The organism is Arthrobacter sp. Y81 (assembly GCF_002929335.1).
GTDB lineage: Bacteria > Actinomycetota > Actinomycetes > Actinomycetales > Micrococcaceae > Arthrobacter.
Window position 1 is genome coordinate 145,329 of record NZ_PJIL01000008.1, and the last position, 21,045, is coordinate 166,373.

The following is a 21,045-nucleotide window of genomic DNA, read 5'->3' on the forward strand; positions in this document are numbered from 1 at the left end:
CACTAATCTTGGCCGAGCCGCAGCGATTCCGCTTCCACACTGCGGCGACGCCGCGACAACTCCGCAGCATCCTGGAGGATATTCGCCAAGGGCGTAGTGCAGGCCTGCGCCCGATTGCTGCACCGTAGACTTGGATCCATGCGATCCTCAGCCTCCCAGCCACTTCTCAAAGCCGCTTTATGGGATATGGATGGCACCATCGTCGATACCGAACCGTATTGGATCGAAGCCGAGCACGCGCTCGTTGCTGCCCACGGCGGCCAGTGGTCCCACGCCCAGGCCATGCAGCTGGTGGGGCAGTCCCTGGTGTTCTCGGCCGGCATTCTCCAGCAGGCCGGCGTGAAGCTGGAGTCACGGGAAATCATCGACACACTCACGGCCCAGGTCATCAGTAAGGTCCGCACCTCCGTTCCGTGGCGGCCTGGTGCGCGCGAACTGCTGGACCAGCTCCACGAGGCAGGCGTCCGGTGCGCCCTGGTGACAATGTCCGAGGCGCCGCTGGCGCGCGAAATCGTGGCGAGCCTTCCAAGACCCTACTTCGAGTTCCTGGTCACCGGGGACACCGTCACCAACGGCAAGCCCCACCCCGAGGCGTACCTCAAGGCGGTCGCCCTGCTGCGGCAGGAGGACCCACACCTCAGCATCCACGAATGCGTTGCCCTTGAGGACTCGGCGCCGGGCGTCGCTGCCGCGATGGCGTCCGGAGTGGTGACCGTGGCTATCCCGCACATCGTCCCGCTGCCCCACGATCCGGCCCGGGCTACGTGGCATTCCCTCGATGGACGCACCGTGGCGGACCTGCACGAACTGGTGGTCCGGCGCAACGAATCCCCGGCGGGGGACTTCGGGCTGGAAGAAGCAGCGGTTCGGAGCCACAGCCTTGACTGAGCCAGCAAGCGGCGGGGACCAGAAGGCCGCCAACGGCCGCCGGGAAGGCATCTCGCTGGGCCGCATCGCCGGCATCCGGGTTGTGCTGGCGTATTCGTGGTTCATCATTGCAGCGTTCACGGTGATCGTGTACGGACCCGTACTGGAGGGCCAGTACCCGGACATGGGCGTTGCCGCCTACTACGTGGCCTTCGCCTACGCGTTGCTGCTGCTCATCTCAGTGCTGGTTCACGAGCTCGCTCACGCCCTGACGGCCAAGATTTTCCACTGGCCCACGGAGAAGATCGTTTTGAACCTGTGGGGCGGGCACACCCAGTTCGAGGGGTTTACCGCCACGCCGGGCCGCTCCGTCCTGGTTGCCCTGGCCGGTCCGGCAGCCAATTTCCTCCTGGCCGGTGCGGGCTGGTTGCTCATCCTGGCAACGGACCCTTCCGGCGTGGCGGGGATCCTGTCCAACATTTTTGTCTGGGCGAACTTGCTGATCGGTATCTTCAACGTCCTTCCGGGCCTTCCCCTGGACGGCGGCCGCCTCGTGGAATCCGCCGTCTGGAAGGCCACCGGCAGCCAGGAAAAGGGCACGGTGGCAGCAGGCTGGGCCGGCCGGATCATCGTCATCGCCTTGGCCGCCTGGTTCGTCCTGCTTCCGCTGTTGCGGGGTGACCGCCCGGACGTTTCGCTCATGCTCATCACAGTGCTGGTAGGCAGCTTCCTCTGGATGGGGGCTTCCGCCTCCATCCAGCACGGGCGCCTCCGCAGTCGGCTGCACCTCGTCAACGCCGCGGCACTGGCTGAACCCGCCGTTGGAATACCGGAATCCTCCACGGTGGCCGATGTCCGCCGGCACGCTGCGGACGGCGCAACGGCCATCATTCTGTGCGGACCGGACGGCCGGCCCGCAGGAATCGTGGACGACGCCGCCGTCGCTTCCGTTCCGGCCGAGGCCGCAGCAGCAACGCCGGCCACTGCGGTTTCGCACGCCCTCAGCGCCGGAGCCTACGTGCCGGAATGGTCCCAGGGCCAGGAGCTGGTGCAGTACCTGGCCCAGCTCGAAGGCCGCGAGTACGCAGTGGTAGATCACCACGGGAAAGTGACCGGCCTTCTCCGGCAGTCCGCCGTGGTGACGGCCATTACAGGCAAGGAAATGCGCCGCAGCGGGCGCGCGAAGGTCCGGAACCGGTAGAGTTACCTGCCGGTCGTGAAATATCGGCGCCCGGGCCGGCGACTGGTGCCCGGCCGTCTTGATGCACGGCCACACAGGTTTACAAAAGCGAGGAATATTCCATGAGCAGCGAAACTGCCGCCAACAACATCACGCCTGGCGACACCGCCGACATCGCCGGCACCACCGGCGCTTTGCCGGTCGGCGCCGCCCGTCGTCGAGGTCCGTTCCGGGAAGGCGAGCGGGTACAGCTGACTGACGAGCGCGGCCGGATGAACACGATCACCCTGGAGGTCGGCGGAGCATTCCATACCCACCGCGGTTTCCTGAACCATGACGAAATCATCGGCAAGGTGGACGGGTCCGTTGTCATCAACAACGTGGGCCAGCAGTACCAGACCCTCCGTCCGCTGCTCTCGGACTTCGTCCTGTCCATGCCCCGAGGCGCGGCTGTGGTTTACCCCAAGGACGCCGGCCAGATCGTCACCATGGCGGACATCTTCCCCGGCGCCCGCGTGGTGGAGGCCGGCGTGGGTTCGGGTGCATTGTCGATCTCGCTGCTGCGTGCAGTCGGAGACAACGGCTACCTGCACTCCTTTGAACGGCGCGAGGAATTCGCGGACATTGCCCGCGGCAACGTGGAAACCATTTTCGGCGGTCCGCACCCTGCATGGAAGATTTCCCTCGGCGACTTCCAGGAGGAAGTGGTCCGCAGCGAGGCTCCCGGTTCCGTGGACCGCGTGGTCCTGGACATGCTCGCACCGTGGGAATGCCTCGACGCTGTAGCCACCGTGCTTGCCCCCGGCGGCGTGTGGATCAACTACGTGGCCACCGTGACCCAGCTGTCCCGGACGGCGGAGGCCATCCGGGCCGACGGCCGCTTTACCGAGCCCGATGCCTGGGAATCCATGGTCCGCGGCTGGCACCTGGAAGGACTGGCCGTGCGTCCGGACCACCGCATGGTCGCCCACACGGGCTTCCTGCTGGTCACGCGCAGGCTCGCGGACGGGGTCACCGGCATCTCCGTGAAGCGCCGTCCCTCCAAGACTGACTTCAACGAAGAGGACGTCAACGCCTGGACGCCCGGCGCCGTGGGTGAGCGCCTCGTATCCGATAAGAAACTCCGCCGCGCCGCACGCGATGCCATCGCCGGAACCAACGTGAAGGATGACCCGGAGGTCACGAACTAGTCCGTATTTCGGATGTCTCCAGCAGTACCCGGCTTCTTGGGGCTAAGGTCTTAATAGAAGCGCAGGAAGGGGCTGATGCATGATGGAGACTCCGAACAACGACTCCTCACGGACACCGGACGAAACCACGGGGGCAGTGGAACCTGAGAACGCCCGCTATGTGGCCAACGAACTCTCAGTTGCGGACCGGCAGGTGAACATCCTCCGGGACAAACTGCGGCACATCGACCGCCAGCTTGCGGCCGCGACGCAGAACAATTCAAAGCTGGTAGGCATGCTGGAAACCGCGAAAGCGGAAATCCTGCGGCTCAAGAACGCCCTGGACCAGGAGGGCCAGCCACCCTACAGCTTTGGCACCATTCTGCAGTTGAACCCCAAACGGCAGCCCACCGCCGGTAACAGCGGGCAGGCGGCCACGGAGGAATCCGTGGACATCTTCAACGCCGGCCGGAAGATGCGCGTCGGGGTGAGCCCGCTGGTGAACATGAACCAGCTCGCCGTCGGCCAGGAAGTCCTTCTTAACGAAGCACTCCTGGTGGTGGCCGGCCTCGGCTATGAACGCGCCGGCGAACTGGTCACGCTCAAGGAAATGCTGGGCACGGACCGCGCCCTCGTGGTGGGACGCGCGGATGAGGAACGCGTCATCCGCCTTTCCGGGGCCCTGATGTCGGAAAAGCTTCGCGTCGGCGACGCCCTCTCCATCGACTCCCGGACGGGCTACGCCCTGGAGAAGGTTCCGCGCTCCGAAGTGGAGAACCTTGTGCTTGAAGAGGTTCCGGACATCACCTACGAGGACATCGGCGGCCTGGGGCCGCAGATTGAGCAGATCCGGGATGCCGTGGAGCTGCCTTTCCTGCACCCCGACCTTTATCGTGAACACGGCCTCAAGGCTCCCAAGGGCATCCTCCTGTACGGCCCTCCGGGATGCGGCAAGACACTGATCGCCAAGGCTGTGGCGAATTCCCTGGCCGCCAGGGCTGCCGAGCGCACCGGGAACGTTGACCTGAAGAGCTACTTCCTCAACATCAAGGGCCCGGAACTCCTGGACAAGTACGTCGGCGAAACGGAACGGCACATCCGCCTGATCTTCTCCCGTGCACGGGAGAAGGCCTCGGACGGCAGCCCCGTGGTGGTGTTCTTCGACGAGATGGATTCGCTGTTCCGCACCCGCGGCACCGGCATCTCCTCCGACGTCGAAACAACGATCGTGCCCCAGCTCCTCAGCGAGATCGACGGCGTCGAACGCCTGGACAACGTCATTGTCATCGGTGCGTCGAACCGTGAGGACATGATTGACCCGGCCATCCTTCGCCCGGGCCGGCTGGACGTCAAGGTCAAGATCCAGCGGCCGGACGCAGAGGCCGCCGCCGATATTTTCTACAAGTACGTCACCACGGACCTGCCGTTCCACGAATCCGACCTCGCGGAGCACGGCGGCGACGTCCAGGCGACCGTCGATGCCATGATCCAGCGCACCGTCGAAGCAATGTACTCCACCGAAAAGTCCAACGAATACCTTGAGGTGACCTATGCCAACGGGGACACCGAGATGCTGTACTTCAAGGACTTCAACTCCGGTGCCGTCGTCCAGAACGTGGTGGACCGTGCCAAGAAGTACGCCATCAAGGACCTGCTGACTACGCAGCAGAAGGGTCTTCGCATAGACCATCTGCTGCGCGCCGTCGTCGACGAGTTCCGCGAACACGAGGATATGCCCAACACCACCAACCCGGATGACTGGGCCCGTATCTCCGGCAAGAAGGGTGAGCGAATCACATACATCCGCACCATCGTCCAGGGCAAGGCAGGACAGGAACCTGGGAAATCCATCGAGACAATGCCCAACACGGGCCAGTACCTGTGACGCCGCGCAGCGGAGCGGTACCAGGAGGTCCGCTGCCGGTCGGCGGCGTTATGCGGGTGATGGGATCGGAGACCGAATACGGCATCCACGCGCCGTCGGCTCCGGGTGCGAACGCGACCATGATGTCCGCCCGGGTCATCCAGGCGTACGCCCAGCTGACGCGACAGCGTGCCGCCGGCGGAGCGGAAACGCGCTGGGATTACACGGATGAAGAACCGCTGCACGATGCGCGGGGCTGGACCCTGGAACGGAACCAGGCAGACCCCAGCCAGCTGACCGACCAGCCGCCGGTGCTTGACGCCGAAGCCGTGGCGCTGGCCTACGGACGCGAAGAGCTGGAGCAGGACGGCGAGGACGAATCAGGGTCGCTCCTCATGAACATGGTCCTGGGTAACGGCGCACGCCTTTACGTGGACCATGCGCATCCGGAGTACTCAAGCCCGGAAGTCACCAATCCGCGCGACGCCGTCGCCTGGGACGCCGCGGGCGACGTCGTGGCGCTTTCGGCGGTCCGCCGCATGGCCGCGGATCCGCAGCTGCCGCCAGTGAACCTCTACAAGAACAACACGGACAACAAATCGGTGTCGTACGGTTCGCACGAGAACTACCTGATGCCCCGTGCGGTGCCCTTCGGCGACATAGTCCGGGGCCTGACCCCGTTTTTCATCACCCGCCAGATCATGTGCGGCGCCGGGCGGGTGGGCCTTGGGCAGGACAGCTCCCGGCCGGGGTACCAGATCAGCCAGCGCGCGGATTTCTTCGAGGCGGAGGTGGGCCTGGAAACGACCATCCGGCGGCCGATCATCAACACGCGCGACGAGCCTCACGCCACGGCGGACAAATACCGCCGGCTGCACGTGATCATCGGGGACGCGAACCTCAGCCAGGCCGCCAATTACCTCAAGTTCGGGACAACGGCAATCGTGCTCAGCCTGATTGAGGCGGGCCTGGCTCCCCGAGTGGAGGTCCACGAGCCCGTGGCAGCCCTGCAGGCCGTCAGCCACGACACCTCGCTGACCGCCACGCTCCGGCTCCTCGACGGGCGCCGGGTCACGGCCCTGGACCTGCAGTGGATTTACCACGAAGCCGCCGCCAAACTGGCCCAGGACACCGGGGTGGGCGACGCCGTGGACGGTGACGGACACACCCACGCCCTCCTGGACCGCTGGGCGGCGACGCTGACGGACCTGGACAGTAACCGCACGGCCGCTGCATCCTCCGTGGAGTGGCTGGCCAAGCTCTCGCTGCTGGAAGGCTACCGGCAGCGGGACGGACTGGAGTGGAACGACGCCCGGCTGGGCCTCGTGGACCTCCAGTGGGCGGACGTGCGGCCGGAAAAGGGGCTGTACCACCGGATGCTTGCCCGCGGCCGGATGGAGAGGATCGTCGACGACGAAACAATCGCCCGGGCGATGACGGAGCCGCCGTCGGACACGCGCGCCTTTTTCCGCGGCCACTGCGTCAGCAGCTTCAGCAAGGATGTGGTGGGCGCCAGCTGGGACTCGGTCATCTTCGACGTCCCCGGCCACGGAAGGCTGCAACGGGTGCCTACCCGTGAGCCTTTGAGGGGAACCGAAGCCCTCACAGGAGGCCTGTTTGCCAGGCACAAAGACGCCGGATCCTTCCTGGCCGAACTGCTCGGACAAACTCCGCCTCCGCCACCGGCATAAAGCACCCCACCGCGGCTTAAGCCGTGGCAATATGGGCTTACAGGATGTCCCCTCTCATCGGGGACGGATAGAAGGAGAAGGAAATGGCAGGCCAGGAGCAACAGCAGCCGCAGTCGCGGGAAAGCGAAATCGAAGACGACGCCCCCGCAACGCCACCAGCAGCCGGGGATGCCCAGGCATCGGCAGCCACCCAGGGCGTGGACGATCTCCTGGACGAAATCGACGGCGTCCTCGAATCCAACGCCGAAGAATTCGTCCGGGCCTTCGTTCAAAAAGGCGGCCAGTAGGATTCACGCTGCCAGCGCCTGATTGGAGGACGGCAGCCCGGACGGTCGAAGAGACGTTGACCCACCACGTTGAAGGAGTGCATCAGTGCAGGACACAACAGCCAACCAGGTAGCTGCCAACGCGACGTCATCATTCACTGAACACCTTCAACGCAACAGGCCCGGCCTACTTCCATACAATCAGCCGTTCCCCACGGCGCCCACCGGCCCCGGTTCTCAGCCGCTGCAGGTGCCGCATGCCACCACCATCGTCTCGCTGACTTATGGCGGGGGAGTGCTGATGGCCGGCGACCGCCGCGCCACGATGGGGAACATCATCGCGAGCAGGCACATTGAAAAGGTCTTTCCGGCCGACCGCTATTCGGTCCTGGGAATCGCGGGCACCGCGGGCATCGCCATCGACCTCACGCGGCTGTTCCAGGTGGAGCTGGAACACTACGAAAAGATCGAGGGAACGCTGCTGAGCCTCGAAGGCAAGGCCAACCGGCTCGGCGCAATGATCCGCGGTAACCTGCCCATGGCCATGCAGGGCCTAGCCGTTGTGCCCCTCTTCGCCGGGTTCGACCTCCCTGCCGGCATCGGCCGCCTGTTCTCGTACGATGTCACCGGCGGACGGTACGAGGAGCAGGAACACCACGCAGTAGGTTCGGGTTCCATGTTTGCCCGCGGAGCCCTCAAGAAGCTCTGGCGGCCGGGACTTAACGAAGAGGAGGCGGTGGCCGTCGCCGTCGAAGCCCTTTATGATGCGGCGGATGACGACTCGGCAACCGGCGGACCGGACCCGGTCCGGCAGTTGTGGCCGGTTGTCTACACCGTGGGCCGCAGCGGCGCCAGGCGCATCCCCGACCATGATCTCGCTGCCGTGGCCGCATCCATCATCGAGGCCAGAACCGCAGCACGGCGGGAGGCCTGATATGACTCAACAGTTTTATGTGTCGCCCGAACAGCTGATGAAGGACCGTGCGGATTTCGCACGGAAGGGAATTGCCCGGGGCCGGTCCGTCGTGGTGGTCAGCTGCGAGGAGGGAATCGCCCTCGTCGCGGAGAATCCGTCGCCGTCATTGCACAAGATCGGCGAGATCTACGACAAGATCGCCTTCGCCGCCGTCGGCAAGTACAACGAATTCGAAAGTCTCCGGCAGGCGGGGGTGCGGTACGCGGACGTCCGCGGGTACTCCTACGACCGGGAAGACGTCACGGCCAGGGGATTGGCCAGCGTCTACGCGCAGAGCCTCGGTGCCGTATTTACCGCCGAGCAGAAGCCGTTCGAAGTGGAACTCGCAGTGGTGGAAGTTGGCGGCAGCCCGGCCGACGACCACCTTTACCGGCTGACGTTCGACGGTTCGATCGCTGACGAAAAGGGCTTCATTGTGATGGGCGGGCAGGCAGACAAAGTGGCCGAGACCGTGGACGGCGGGTGGCAGCGGGAACTGAACTTCGCCGGTGCAATCAGGCTCGCCATGAAGGGACTGGTCACTGACAAGGAAGCGGGCGAGTTGCCCGCGACAGCCCTTGAGGTGGCCGTACTGGACCGCAATTCGGAGGGCACCCGGGGATCCCGGCGGGCTTTCCGACGCCTTGGCGACGACGAAATCGCCGCCCTGCTGTCTGAGGAGAACTGAAATGGACAAGCGCATTTTCGGCATCGAAACCGAGTTCGGCATCTCTTACTCGAGCCCGGACTCGCGTCCGCTCGCCCCGGAGGAGGTGGCACGCTACCTCTTCCGCAAAGTGGTCAGCTGGGGACGCTCGTCGAATGTGTTCCTGACCAACGGTTCCCGGCTCTACCTCGACGTGGGCTCCCACCCCGAGTATGCGACCGCCGAATGCGATGATCTGGGACAGCTGATCGCCCATGACCGCGCGGGCGAGCTGATCCTGGACGACCTCGTCGACGAGGCGCAGGAACGGCTGGCCGCCGAGGGGTTCAACGGCACCGTATATCTTTTCAAGAACAACACGGACTCCGCAGGCAATTCCTACGGCAGCCACGAAAACTACCTCATTCCCCGTCGCGGCGAATTCTCCAGGCTGGCGGAAATCCTGATTCCCTTCCTGGTGACCCGTCAGCTCATCGCCGGTGCCGGGAAAATCCTGAAGACCCCGCACGGGGCCACGTTCGCATTCTCCCAGCGCGCGGACCACATCTGGGAAGGCGTTTCCTCCGCCACGACCAGGTCCCGGCCCATCATCAACACCCGGGACGAACCCCACGCCGACGCCGAGTTCTACCGCCGTCTCCACGTGATCGTGGGTGACTCCAACATGTCTGAAACCACGGCCCTGATGAAGGTGGGCACCGTGGACCTGATCCTCCGGATGATCGAGGCCGGCGTGATCATGCGGGACATGCGGATGGAGAACCCCATCCGCAGCATCCGGGAGGTCTCCCACGACCTCAGTGGCAGGGCGCTCATCCGTCTGGCCAACGGCCGGCAGCTGACGGCGCTGGAGATCCAGCGCGAGTACCTGAACAAGGTCACCTCGTTCATTGCCGAACACGGCGCGCACAACCAGCATGTGCCCCTCATCCTGGACCTGTGGGAACGGACGCTTTCCGCCATTGAGAGCGGAGACACCAGCACGATCGACACTGAGATCGACTGGGCCATCAAGAAGAAACTGATGGACAGCTACCGGAGCCGGCACGGACTCGGGCTGGATGCGCCGCGTATTGCCCAGCTTGACCTCACGTACCACGACATCTCGCGGACCCGCGGTCTCTACTACCTGCTGCAAGCCAGGGGAGCCGTGCGCCGCGTGGTGGACGACACGGCAGTCAAGGACGCCGTTGATGCGCCACCGCAGACAACCCGGGCAAAACTCCGCGGGGATTTCGTCCGCCGCGCGCAGGAACTGGGCCGTGACTATACGGTGGACTGGGTGCACCTGAAGCTGAACGACCGCGCCCACCAGACGATCCTGTGCAAGGATCCGTTCCGGAACGTGGACGAGCGCGTCGATGCGCTCCTGGACTCTATGGGCTGATACCCAGCTTCAGGGGCTATTCTGGATGGGGCCGTTTACGCGGCCACAGACTGCGTTGCCGCGCTTCATCGGCGGCAACGCATCCATCTTGCCCCGACGAAAGTTCTTACGTGCGCCGACTACTAGCAATTCTCATTCCCGGACTGCTGCTGATCACCGCCTGCGGCGGCTCGCCTGCAGCCCCGGAGCCCACCAGCCAGTCTGCTGGCGAGACCGCCAAGCTCGACTCTCTGAAGCTTACGGACAACGGTGACAAGAAGGCACCCGGAGTCGAATTCGATAAGCCCCTTGATGTGAAGGAACCCACCGTCAAGGTGGTTAACGAGGGCGACGGAGAGCGCCTCAAGGCGAACCAGATCGCCGACATCTCGATCCTCGCCGTCAGTGGCAAGGACGGCACCACGCTCGAAGACACCTTCGCGAAGGACCCCGAGCCCCTTGAGCTGAACGATGCGCTCAAGACCGGCAACGCCGTGATCTACAACGCCTTCGTAGGCGCCAAGATCGGCTCGGAGCTTGCGCTTGCAGTCCCAGGCCAGGCTGCCCAGGAAGGCGCCGAGGCTGGCCCCACGCAGCTTCTGGTGGTTAAGGTACTGGCCGCCAAGGACGCCCCGAAGGTCCTCGACAAGCCGGAAGGCGAAACGGTCACGCCGCCCGCCGGACTGCCGACCGTCAAGGAAAACGACAAGGGAATCCCGGAAATCTCCGTCGAAGGTGTCAAGGCACCGACAGCCCTCGTCTCGCAGGACCTGATCAAGGGCACCGGCCCGGCCGTCAAGGAAACCGACACGCTGACCGTCAACTACGTCGGCGTCACCCTCAACGGTGGCACCAAGTTTGACTCCAGCTTCGACCGCGGCGAAAAGGCCAGCTTCCCGCTCACCGGCGTCATCAAGGGCTGGACGCAGGGCCTTGCCGGCAAGAACGTGGGCTCGCGTGTCCTCCTGGTCGTCCCGAAGGACCTTGCCTACGGTGATGCCGGCCAGGGCGAGGCCAAGGGCGATCTGGTGTTCGTCGTCGATATCCTCGGCGTCAAGTAAGCCATCCCAATCCAAGAAAAAGGAGCAAACATGTCATTTGGACAGCGCAATTTCGACCGCCAGAAGCCGGAAATTGACTTCCCGGAGGGGGACGTCCCCACCGACCTGGTCATCACCGACCTCATCGAGGGCGACGGCGCCGAGGCCAAGCCGGGCGACACCGTTTCCACCCACTACGTCGGAGTCGCCTGGTCCACGGGCGAGGAGTTCGACGCCTCGTGGGGCCGCGGAGCTCCCCTGGACTTCCGGGTCGGCGTGGGCCAGGTCATCCAGGGCTGGGACCAGGGCCTGCTGGGCATGAAGGTCGGCGGCCGACGCCGTCTCGAAATCCCCTCGGAACTCGCCTACGGATCCCGCGGTGCCGGCGGAGCGATCGGCCCCAACGAAGCGCTGATCTTCGTAGTGGACCTCGTCGGAGTCCGCTAAGCGGAGGAATGCCCGGCGCCCGCCGGGCAAGCCACAGGGAGCGCGGTAACAATCGGAAGGAAATTTCCGTTTGTTGCCGCGCTTTCGGCATTAAGCCTCAGCGGCTTTAGTAACGTAGCCAAGGTGTCCGCCTTACGTACAGAACGCCTCCTGAACCTGCTCATCGCGCTGCTCAACACCCGCTACGGGCTGCGGCGCAGTGATCTGCGCGCAAAGGTCTACCACGACACGAGCAGCACCGAGGCTGCCTTCGGACGCATGTTCGAGCGGGACAAGAGCGACCTCCGCCAGTTCGGCTTTGACGTCGAGACGGTCATGGACCACGGCTGGAGTTCCGACGACCCGGCCACCACGCGCTACCGGATCGGCAAAGAGTCCAACCGGCTCCCGGATGTAAGCCTCACTTCCGCCGAATGCACCGTCCTCATCCTGGCGGCACAGCTGTGGGAGCGGGCCGCCCTGGGGTCGGCGGCGCAGGACGCCATGCGCAAGCTGCAGGCAGCCGGCGGGCTCGCTGAGGCTGAACTGCCGGCCGGAGTGCAGCCGCGGATCAAACCGGCCGGGCAGGCCTTTGAGGACCTGATCACGGGGATGCACGCCCAGCATCCCGTTAGCTTCACATACCTTGCCGGCACTACCGGCCGTGAGGAGAACCGTACCGTTGAACCGTGGGGCCTGGGCAGCCGCTTTGGCCAGTGGTACCTGGTGGGTTTTGACCGGGACCGGGCCGCGAAGCGCTTCTTCCGGCTGTCCCGCTTCACGTCGGCCGTGACGGTCCTCGACAAGGACAGCTACACGCCCCCGGCCGGCTTCAACGTCCGCAGCGAACTGGATTCGCTTCCTGAGCTGCCAGTGCAGTCCGCCCTGGTGGACGTGGCTGCAGGCAAGTTGCTGGGACTGCGCAAGCGCGCCACTGAAACCCCCACACCCGAAGCGCCTGGCAGCATGCCCGACGGCGGATGGGACCGGCTCAGCGTTCCGTACCGCGACGCTGAGGTACTGGGTGAGGAGCTGGCCTCCTACGGTCCGAACGTGGTGGTCTCTGCGCCGGCGGAGCTGGCAGCCGCTGTCCGCAGACGGCTGAAGGCCGCCGCTGATTTCTCCGCCTCCCCGGCTCCCGCCGTCGCCTTTCCGGACACCGTGCCGGCGAAGCGTCCGCGCAAACGAACGTCCGAGGACCAGCTCAAGAGGATGCTTCAGCTCGTCCCGTTCCTGGTCCACAATCAGGGCCTGCATATCAGCGAGGTCGCCTCCAGTTTCGGCGTGACGCGGAAAGAGCTGGAGGACGACCTGCGGATCCTGATATGTTCCGGCCTGCCCGAGGGCTACCCGGATGATCTCCTGGACATCCAGTGGGAAGACGACCACGTCTTCATCACGCAGGACCTGGACCTCAATCGTCCCGTCCGTTTCACAGTGGACGAGGCGTGCGCCCTGCTGACCGGGCTGGAGACCCTCAACGGGCTCCCTGAGCTCGCCGAGGGGAGCGCGCTGGAGTCCGTAACGGTGAAGCTGATGGCCGCCGCGGGGGAGGAAGGCCTGAAGGCCGGCTCTATTGCCGGCCCCCAAGTCGGCCCGGCGAACTCGGCGCATCTGGCGACGATACGGCAAGCCATTGCCGACGGCCGCCAGCTGCACCTCACCTACTTTTCAGCGCAGCGCGACTCCATGTCCGAGCGGGACGTCGATCCCTTGCGGCTCTACTCCCTGGACAACACCTGGTACTTCGAGGCGTACTGCCACAGCGCCGGCGGCCTCCGGAACTTCCGGCTGGACCGCATCGAGGGGCTGGCGCCGAACGGACAGGCAGTGACGGAGGCGGCGAGACCCGCCGAGGGTTTCCCCGTCAAGCTGTTCACCCCGAACGACGACGACACCCTGGTAACGGTGCAACTGGCACCCCAAGGCGCCGGCCTCGCAGACGACTATTACGCCGAACGGACCGCACCGCTACCGGGCGGCGGACTCATTGCCGAGATCAGGTTCGGCAGCACCAGCTGGCTGCCCATGTTTGTTGCCCAACATGGCGGCGCCGTCCGTATCCTGGAGCCGGCGGAACTGGCCGACGCGGCGCAGGAATGGATCATCGCAGCACTGTCCCGTTACGGCGGTTAGACTTCTCAGCATGCCTTGGTGGTCTTGGATCCTGATTTGGATAGCGCTCGTAGCCGTTTCCCTGCTCTTTTATGTGCTGTTGGGGATCAGGCTTTTCCGCCAGTTCATGGCCACGATGAAGGACCTGGGCGCTGCCGGCGAGCGGTTCGGGGCACCCCTCGCCGATATCACCGACCCGGCCCCGCAGCCGGGGACGGCCCCGGAAGGGCAGCGCGCCGTGCCAGGTTCTGCAGTTTTTGCCTCGCCGATGCAGATGAGACATGATTACCTCACGTCCAAATCCTCCCGCAGGGAAGAGCGCCGCCGGCGGCGCGTTCAGCGCAAAGCGGACCGTGGCCAGCCACAGGCGCTGCGCGACATCGAATTCAGTTAGACGTAGGATGTATTTCGAGGAAAGGACTTCCAGTGGGACGACTCTTTGAGGGCCCTTGGCCCATCGTGATTATTATCATCGTGGCTCTGCTGCTTTTTGCCGCGCCCAAACTTCCGGCCATGGCCCGCAGCCTCGGCCAGTCCATGCGGATCATCAAATCCGAGGTCAAGGAAATGAAGAACGACGGCAAACCCGAGACCAAGGACGGCACGGACCCGGTCGAGGGCAAGATCGTCAACCACCCGCAGTCCAGGCCGCAAAACGGTGACTCAACCAGCGGCACGGGCAGCGCAGACGGCACCGACGTTCCGCCGTCGAACCGCGTTTGACCTGAAGTGGCACTGACGAAGGGCCGTAAATCCAACCCCGAGGGTCGGATGGCCCTGATGGACCACCTTAAGGAGCTCAAGAACCGGCTCATTAAGTCAGCCATTGGCCTTGTCATCGGCGGGATCGGTGGCTGGATCCTCTACGACCCCGTATTGAGCGCCCTCAAGGAACCTGTCGACCGGATCGCCGAGCACACCGGCGGCACGTCTTCAGTCAACTTCTCGAGCATCGCCTCGCCGTTTGACTTCAAACTGCAGCTGTCGCTGCTGATCGGCGCCGTGATCTCGAGCCCCATCTGGATCTACCAGCTGTGGGCCTTCATCACCCCCGGGCTCACCAAGAAGGAGCGGCACTACACGCTCGGCTACATGGCCGCAGCCGTGCCGCTGTTCCTTGCCGGGGTGTGGGTGGGATGGATGGTGACGCCGCAGGTGGTGCGGGCGCTGACGCAGTTCACGCCTGCAGGGTTTTCCAACCTCATCGATGCCCGTGACTACGTCGACTTCGTCACCCGCATGGTCCTGTTCCTTGGCCTCGCCTTCCTGGTCCCGGTGGTCCTGGTGGGGGTCAACATGGCCGGCATCATCAGGGGTGAAACCATCCTGAAGGCATGGCGCATCACGGTCTTCCTCGTGTTCGTGCTTGCCGCCGTCGCCGCGCCGGGTGCGGATGCCCTGTCCATGTTCCTGCTCGCAGGCCCGCTGCTTGCACTCTTTTTCGCCGCCATCGGCCTCTGTATCTTCAATGACCGGCGCCGGGACCGGAAGGCCGCGAAGATCGCCGCCGAAACTGAAGCGACCGCCGACGTCGCAACGCCCGGCTCCGAACTGGGGAAACTGTAGTCCCAAGCCCACTAGGCTGGAAGTATGTCCTCCACAACCGGGCCACAGTCGCCGTCCGAGCTTTATCGGGCCAGTGCCGAACGGACCGCAGAAGCAAACACTTACCTCGGCGCATTTGTCCGGACGCTGGATTTCGAACTTGACGATTTCCAGCGCCAGGCCTGCAGCTCCCTGCAGCAGGGGAAGGGAGTCCTGGTCGCGGCGCCCACCGGAGCCGGGAAGACCATCGTGGGGGAGTTCGCTATCTACCTGGCCCTCCAACGGGGCCTCAAAGCTTTCTACACGACCCCCATCAAGGCCCTGAGCAACCAGAAGTACGCGGAGCTGGCCGGCAAGTACGGCCCGGAGAACGTGGGGCTCCTCACGGGGGACACCAGCATCAACGGCGAAGCCCCGGTGGTAGTGATGACAACCGAAGTCCTGCGGAACATGCTCTACGCGGATTCGGACACCCTGGACGACCTTGGCTTCGTGGTCATGGATGAAGTCCATTACCTCGCTGACCGTTTCCGCGGCGCGGTCTGGGAGGAAGTGATCATCCACCTGCCCAGCGAAGTCCAGGTGGCGTCACTGAGCGCCACCGTTTCCAACGCCGAGGAATTCGGTGCCTGGCTGGACACGGTCCGTGGCCACACGGACGTGATCGTTTCCGAGCACCGTCCGGTCCCGCTCTGGCAGCATGTCATGGTGGGACGCGAAATCGTCGACCTCTTCGCCGGCGAAACGACCTTTGACGAAATCGCCCCGGCCGGGGAATCGGATCCCGCCGCGACTGCGGTAAAAGTCAACATCGCACTGGAACGGGGCTTCGAGGTAAACCCCGACCTCCTGGCAATGGCGCGCACCGAAAGCCAGATGAATTCGCGGGCCCGCTTCGGGCACGGCGGACGCAGCCAGCGCCGCCAGCAGGGCCAGCGCGGCGGGGACACCCGCGGCTCCCAGGGAGGCCAGCAGAGCCCCGTCCGCAAGGCCAGCCGCCCGCAGGTCATCGCCAGCCTGGACAGGCAGGACCTCCTGCCGTCCATCACGTTCATCTTTTCCCGGGCCGGTTGCGACGCAGCAGTGGCACAGTGCGTCTCGGCCGGATTATGGCTGACCACGGAACGGGAACAACAGGTCATCGCACGCCGTGTTGACGAAGCGGCCCAGGACATTCCGTCAGATGATCTTGACGTGCTCGGCTTCTGGAGCTGGCGGGATGGCCTCCTGCGGGGCCTGGCTGCCCACCACGCCGGGATGCTTCCCACGTTCAAGGAAGTCGTGGAGAAACTCTTTGTCGAGGGCCTGGTCAAGGCGGTGTTCGCCACCGAAACCCTGGCGCTGGGCGTCAACATGCCGGCACGCTCGGTGGTGCTCGAAAAGCTGGACAAGTTCAACGGAGAAGCCCACGTTGGCATCACCGCCGGCGAGTACACCCAGCTCACGGGCCGGGCAGGCCGCCGCGGCATCGATGTCGAGGGCCACGCAGTGGTCCTGTGGCAGCCGGGAACCGACCCGACCGCCGTGGCTGGCCTCGCTTCACGGCGTACCTACCCGTTGAACTCCAGCTTCCGTCCCACGTACAACATGAGCATCAACCTGCTGGCCCAGTTCGGCAGGCCGCGTGCCCGGGAAATCCTCGAATCCTCCTTTGCCCAGTTCCAGGCCGACCGTTCTGTTGTGGGCATTGCCAAACAGGTCCGCAGCAGGGAGGAATCCCTGGCCGGTTTCCAGAAATCCATGACGTGCCACCTGGGCGACTTCACCGAGTACTCACGGCTGCGGCGGGAACTCTCGGACGCGGAAAACCTCGCCTCCCGCAGCACCTCACGGGCGCGCAAGTCCATTACCGAGGACTCGCTGAGCAGGTTGCTGCCGGGGGACGTTGTGGACGTGCCGACGGGCAGGGCGCCTGGCTTCGCCGTCGTGCTGGGGTCCGACCATAACTCACGCGAGCCGCGGCCTGCCGTGCTGACCCTCGACAACCAGCTGCGCAGGCTTGGCATCCAGGACCTCGAAGGGCCCATCACCCCGGTCACCCGGGTCCGGATACCCAAGTCGTTCAACGCGAAGGTGCCCAAGTCACGCAAGGACCTGGCATCCTCGGTCCGGAACGCGATCCGGGAAAACCGGCCGCCGTCGCCGGCCAGCAACCGGAACACGGATTTCGGCCGGTCCGCTGCCTTGCCGGACCAGGAAAAGAAGATCACCGAACTTCGGCTGGCGCTGCGGTCCCATCCCTGCCACGGCTGCAGCGAACGCGAGGACCACGCCCGCTGGTCCGAGCGCTGGTGGAAGCTGCGCCGCGAAACCGACGTGCTGGTCCGTGAGATCCAGGGGCGGACCAACACCATCGCCAAGACATTCGACAGGGTCTGCGATCTCCTCTCCAGCTACGGCTACCTCGAAACCTCAGAATCGGGGAAGGTGACCATCAACGCCGACGGCCAGAAGCTGCGCCGGATTTACGGTGAAAAAGACCTCCTCATCTCCCAGTCCCTCCGGCAGGGCGCATTCAGCGACCTTGACGCCACGGAAGTCGCCGCACTCGCGAGCGTGCTGGTCTACCAGGCCAAGCGGGAAGAACGCGGGCTACGGCCGAGGATGCCCAGCGTGTCGCTTGAGACCGCCGTCGATATTGTCGTCCGTGAGTGGTCCGTCCTGGAAGACGCCGAGGAGGAGAACAAACTGCCGTTGACCGGGGAGCCGGAACTCGGACTCGTCTGGCCGATATTCAAGTGGGCCAAGGGCCGGCACCTCCAGGAAGTCCTGAGCGGGACAGACCTCGCAGCGGGCGACTTCGTCCGGTGGGTCAAACAGGTCATTGACCTCCTCGACCAGCTGGCGAAGATCCCCGGCCTGGATCCCCGGCTTTCACGGCTGTGCTCGGAGGCCATCATCCTGGTGCGCCGCGGCGTGGTCGCATACTCCACGGTGGTGTGACCGCACGCCGGTCCCGCGACGCTCTGCACACCACAGCACACCATCCATAACCTTCAAGGCTGCTTAGGAGCACCACACAACATGACTGATGCACGGGCGGACCTGCCGGCCGGAGAACGCAAAGTGACGCTGTACCGCAACGGTTCGGTCTATACCGCTGCCGACCCGTTTGCCACTGCCATGCTGGTGGACGGGGACACCGTGGCCTGGGTCGGTTCGGAGCAGGCGGCAACGTCGATCGCAGATGCCTCCATGGAGGTCATCGACCTGCACGGCGCCCTGGTGGCGCCCGGTTTTGTTGATTCACACGTTCACCTGACCGAAACGGGCATTGCCTTGGACGCGCTGCAACTGGGCGGCGTGCGTTCAGCGGCCGGAATCCTGGACGCGGTTGCCGCCGCCGTTGCCGGTTCGGACGCTGACGCCACCGTCCTTGGCCATGGCTGGGACGAAAGCCGCTGGGATGACCAGGCCCTGCCCGGCCGCGAGGAACTGGAGCGTGCCTCCGGCGGCAGGCGGGTGTATCTTTCGCGCGTGGACGCCCACTCCGCCCTCGTGTCGTCCTCACTGGCCGAAGCGGCAGGCCTGGCAGGCCTGGACGGCTTCTCGTCCGGCGGCCAGGTCAAACGGCATGCGCACACGTCGGCGAGGCTTGCCGCGAGGCAGCTGCCGGACAGCGTGCTGCGAAGCTACCAGGGCCGCGCCCTGGCTGAATCGGCCGCAAACGGGTACGTGGCCGTGGCCGAGATGGCGGCACCGCACATCGGCAGCACCACCGACCTGCGGATCGCAGCAGGGTGGAACAGCCAGGATCCTTCCGCGAAGCACGTGCCTGAGGTCCTTCCGTATTGGGGCCAGCTGGCCGGGTCCGCGGACGATGCCCGGAGCATCCTCGATGGCCTTGGAGCCAGCGTGCGGGGCCTCGCGGGCGACCTGAACATTGACGGGTCCATAGGCTCCCGCACCGCGGCCCTGAGGGAGGACTACAGCGACGCCCCGGGGGAGCGCGGCAGGCTCTACCTGTCCGTGGACGAAGCGGCGGCCCACTTGGCTGCCTGTTCAGTGCTGGGAATCCAGGCCGGGTTCCACATCATCGGCGACGCCGGACTCGACGCAGCGCTGGATGCGCTGGACCGGGCAGCCGCGGAAGTGGGGGAGCAGCGGGTCAGGGCAGCCGGGCACCGGTTCGAACATGTTGAAATGGCCGATGCCGATGCCATCGGCCGGCTGGCCAAGTACTCGGTAACAGTCAGTATGCAGCCCGTATTCGACGCCGCCTGGGGCGGCCCGGGGCACCTGTACCAGGAGCGGCTGGGGCACCGGGAGCGTGCGATGAACGCCTTCGCCTCCTTCTACGCCGCAGGCGTTCCTATCTGCTTTGGCAGCGACAGCCCGGTGACACCGCTGAACCCATGGGCGAGCGTGCGTGCCTGCCTCGAGCACAGCAACCCGGACCAGCGCATCTCGGCGCGGGCCGCGTTCCTCGGCCACACAAGGGCCGGCTGGCGCGCAGCCAAGTACAGCAATCCGATGGCGGGCCAGCTGGTGCCGGGAGCGCCCGCCAGCTTTGCGGTCTGGGAGGTGGAGGAACTCATGGTCCAGGTTGCGGACGGACGGGTGCAGTCCTGGAGCACGGATCCCCGGGCCCGCACCCCCCTGCTCCCGGCGCTGGACACGGGAAGCGATCCTGTCTGCCTGCTGACTGTCCGCGATGGGCGGGAGCTGTTCACAAACGGCTCCCTGCGGTCATAGTCCGGAAAGCCACCGGCGCGCCGTATGCTCCTGACCTGCGGTAATGGCTAAAACCGCACGTCAAACGCGGGTTGACACTGTAGAGGCTGTCCGTACCATTGTGGCAACGGACGGAATCCATCTTCAAGGGACTCCGTCTGGCCACGTCACTCTCCAGCAGGTTGCCCCAGCCCGGCCCTGCTGGCGGGCAGGCCGTGGCAGTCCCAGGGGCAGGTCCACTTCGCAGCAGAAAACAGTTCCGCCGGTGCACATCGCATCTGGCTGAAACTGGCCCGAGGCATGTGGACCTGCCCGCGGCTTGCCCGTGTGACGCGCCCGGCACACCTGAACTCCCTATAATGGTGACTTGCGCCTTAAAGCCGGCACCTATGCTCAGCTTCATGGCGCGTTGACCGCTCCCATCAAGGAAAGGGCCTCGCTGTGCGTGTCCTCACCATCATCCCCACCTACAACGAGCTCGAATCGTTGCCCAAGACACTCGCACGCCTGCGTGCAGCCGTCCCGGCTTCCGATGTGCTGGTGGTGGACGACAACAGCCCGGACGGCACCGGACAGCTGGTGGACGGCATCGCTGCACAGGACAGCCAGGTGCACGTGCTGCACCGCGAAGGCAAGGCCGGACTGGGGGCCGCCTACATCGCCGGTTTCAAATGGGGCCTGGAAGCCGGATACGACGTCCTGGTGGAAATGGATGCCGACGGTTCACACAAGCCTGAGCAGCTGCAGCAGCTCCTGGATGCCGTTGAGGAGGGCGCAGACCTGGCCATGGGATCGCGCTGGGTTCCCGGCGGCAGCGTGGTCAACTGGCCGCTGTACCGGCAGGCAATCTCACGGATCGGCAGCACCTACGCACGGATCATGCTGGGTGTCAGGATCAAGGATGTCACCGGCGGCTACCGCGCCTTCCGCCGCACAACCCTGGAGAAGATCAACCTCGACCAGGTGGACTCCGTGGGCTACGGATTCCAGGTGGACCTCGCCTGGCGGGTGGCAAAGATGGGCCTGAAAATTGTGGAACGCCCCATCACCTTCGTGGAGCGCGAACTCGGAGCCTCCAAAATGAGCGGCAACATCGTGCTGGAAGCCATGATCAACGTCACCAAGTGGGGGCTCACCGCCCGCTGGAATAAGCTCACGCGCCGGGGATCAGCCGCGTCCTAGGCAGAGGCAGCAAAGGGCCGGGCCCGCAACCTTGAATT

General features: G+C 65.1%; 18 protein-coding genes. All 18 read left to right on the top strand.

The window, feature by feature from the left end; genetic code table 11:
* The first annotated feature begins 138 nt into the window (after nucleotides 1–138).
* The 18 genes from CXQ91_RS12685 to CXQ91_RS12770 all read left to right on the top strand — a co-directional run bounded on the left by CXQ91_RS12685 (nucleotide 139) and on the right by CXQ91_RS12770 (nucleotide 21,007).
* Nucleotides 139–888 (top strand): HAD family phosphatase, encoded by a 750-nt coding sequence (locus tag CXQ91_RS12685; RefSeq protein ID WP_181038871.1) that lies wholly within the window; start codon nucleotides 139–141, stop codon nucleotides 886–888.
* Nucleotides 881–2,068: a site-2 protease family protein gene (locus CXQ91_RS12690; protein ID WP_104174272.1), complete on the top strand. Its 1,188-nt coding sequence runs from the start codon at nucleotides 881–883 to the stop codon at nucleotides 2,066–2,068. Before CXQ91_RS12685 ends, CXQ91_RS12690 begins: the two co-directional genes overlap by 8 nt.
* A 101-nt stretch (nucleotides 2,069–2,169) precedes the next feature.
* A complete protein-coding gene (locus CXQ91_RS12695) occupies nucleotides 2,170–3,237 on the top strand; it encodes a tRNA (adenine-N1)-methyltransferase (protein ID WP_104174273.1) in 1,068 nt (355 codons plus the stop codon).
* Between the two features lie 82 nt (nucleotides 3,238–3,319).
* Nucleotides 3,320–5,101 (top strand): proteasome ATPase, encoded by a 1,782-nt coding sequence (gene arc / locus CXQ91_RS12700; protein WP_104174349.1) that lies wholly within the window; start codon nucleotides 3,320–3,322, stop codon nucleotides 5,099–5,101.
* 50 nt (nucleotides 5,102–5,151) lie between these two features.
* On the top strand, nucleotides 5,152–6,771 hold the full coding sequence (gene dop / locus CXQ91_RS12705) for a depupylase/deamidase Dop (RefSeq protein ID WP_104174274.1): 1,620 nt from the start codon (nucleotides 5,152–5,154) through the stop codon (nucleotides 6,769–6,771).
* Between the two features lie 83 nt (nucleotides 6,772–6,854).
* The gene (locus CXQ91_RS12710) at nucleotides 6,855–7,058 is read left to right on the top strand and encodes a ubiquitin-like protein Pup (RefSeq protein WP_104174275.1); all 204 of its coding nucleotides are present in this window, start codon (nucleotides 6,855–6,857) and stop codon (nucleotides 7,056–7,058) included.
* Between the two features lie 85 nt (nucleotides 7,059–7,143).
* Entirely contained in the window at nucleotides 7,144–7,971 is an 828-nt protein-coding gene (gene prcB, locus CXQ91_RS12715) for a proteasome subunit beta (RefSeq protein ID WP_104174276.1), read from the top strand.
* A gap of 1 nt (nucleotide 7,972) precedes the next feature.
* The gene (gene prcA, locus CXQ91_RS12720) at nucleotides 7,973–8,680 is read left to right on the top strand and encodes a proteasome subunit alpha (RefSeq protein WP_104174277.1); all 708 of its coding nucleotides are present in this window, start codon (nucleotides 7,973–7,975) and stop codon (nucleotides 8,678–8,680) included.
* 1 nt (nucleotide 8,681) lies between these two features.
* Complete coding sequence (gene pafA / locus CXQ91_RS12725) at nucleotides 8,682–10,046, top strand: Pup--protein ligase (protein ID WP_104174278.1); 1,365 nt, start codon at nucleotides 8,682–8,684, stop codon at nucleotides 10,044–10,046.
* A 110-nt stretch (nucleotides 10,047–10,156) separates the two neighbouring features.
* Nucleotides 10,157–11,086 (top strand): FKBP-type peptidyl-prolyl cis-trans isomerase, encoded by a 930-nt coding sequence (locus CXQ91_RS12730; protein WP_104174279.1) that lies wholly within the window; start codon nucleotides 10,157–10,159, stop codon nucleotides 11,084–11,086.
* Nucleotides 11,087–11,116: 30 nt separating this feature from the next.
* Nucleotides 11,117–11,512 (top strand): FKBP-type peptidyl-prolyl cis-trans isomerase, encoded by a 396-nt coding sequence (locus tag CXQ91_RS12735; protein WP_104174280.1) that lies wholly within the window; start codon nucleotides 11,117–11,119, stop codon nucleotides 11,510–11,512.
* A gap of 123 nt (nucleotides 11,513–11,635) precedes the next feature.
* Nucleotides 11,636–13,627, top strand: a complete 1,992-nt coding sequence (locus CXQ91_RS12740; RefSeq protein ID WP_104174281.1) for a YafY family protein — start codon at nucleotides 11,636–11,638, stop codon at nucleotides 13,625–13,627.
* A gap of 10 nt (nucleotides 13,628–13,637) precedes the next feature.
* Nucleotides 13,638–14,000: a hypothetical protein gene (locus CXQ91_RS12745; protein WP_104174282.1), complete on the top strand. Its 363-nt coding sequence runs from the start codon at nucleotides 13,638–13,640 to the stop codon at nucleotides 13,998–14,000.
* 32 nt (nucleotides 14,001–14,032) lie between these two features.
* A complete protein-coding gene (gene tatA, locus CXQ91_RS12750; RefSeq protein ID WP_104174283.1) occupies nucleotides 14,033–14,329 on the top strand; it encodes a Sec-independent protein translocase subunit TatA in 297 nt (98 codons plus the stop codon).
* 48 nt (nucleotides 14,330–14,377) lie between these two features.
* Nucleotides 14,378–15,172 carry a twin-arginine translocase subunit TatC gene (gene tatC, locus CXQ91_RS12755; protein WP_104174284.1) on the top strand — a complete coding sequence of 265 codons (795 nt, stop codon included), beginning with the start codon at nucleotides 14,378–14,380 and terminating at the stop codon, nucleotides 15,170–15,172.
* 24 nt (nucleotides 15,173–15,196) lie between these two features.
* Complete coding sequence (locus CXQ91_RS12760) at nucleotides 15,197–18,094, top strand: RNA helicase (protein WP_104174285.1); 2,898 nt, start codon at nucleotides 15,197–15,199, stop codon at nucleotides 18,092–18,094.
* An 81-nt stretch (nucleotides 18,095–18,175) separates the two neighbouring features.
* On the top strand, nucleotides 18,176–19,846 hold the full coding sequence (locus CXQ91_RS12765) for an amidohydrolase (RefSeq protein ID WP_104174286.1): 1,671 nt from the start codon (nucleotides 18,176–18,178) through the stop codon (nucleotides 19,844–19,846).
* Between the two features lie 420 nt (nucleotides 19,847–20,266).
* On the top strand, nucleotides 20,267–21,007 hold the full coding sequence (locus CXQ91_RS12770) for a polyprenol monophosphomannose synthase (protein ID WP_104174287.1): 741 nt from the start codon (nucleotides 20,267–20,269) through the stop codon (nucleotides 21,005–21,007).
* Nucleotides 21,008–21,045: the final 38 nt, after the last annotated feature.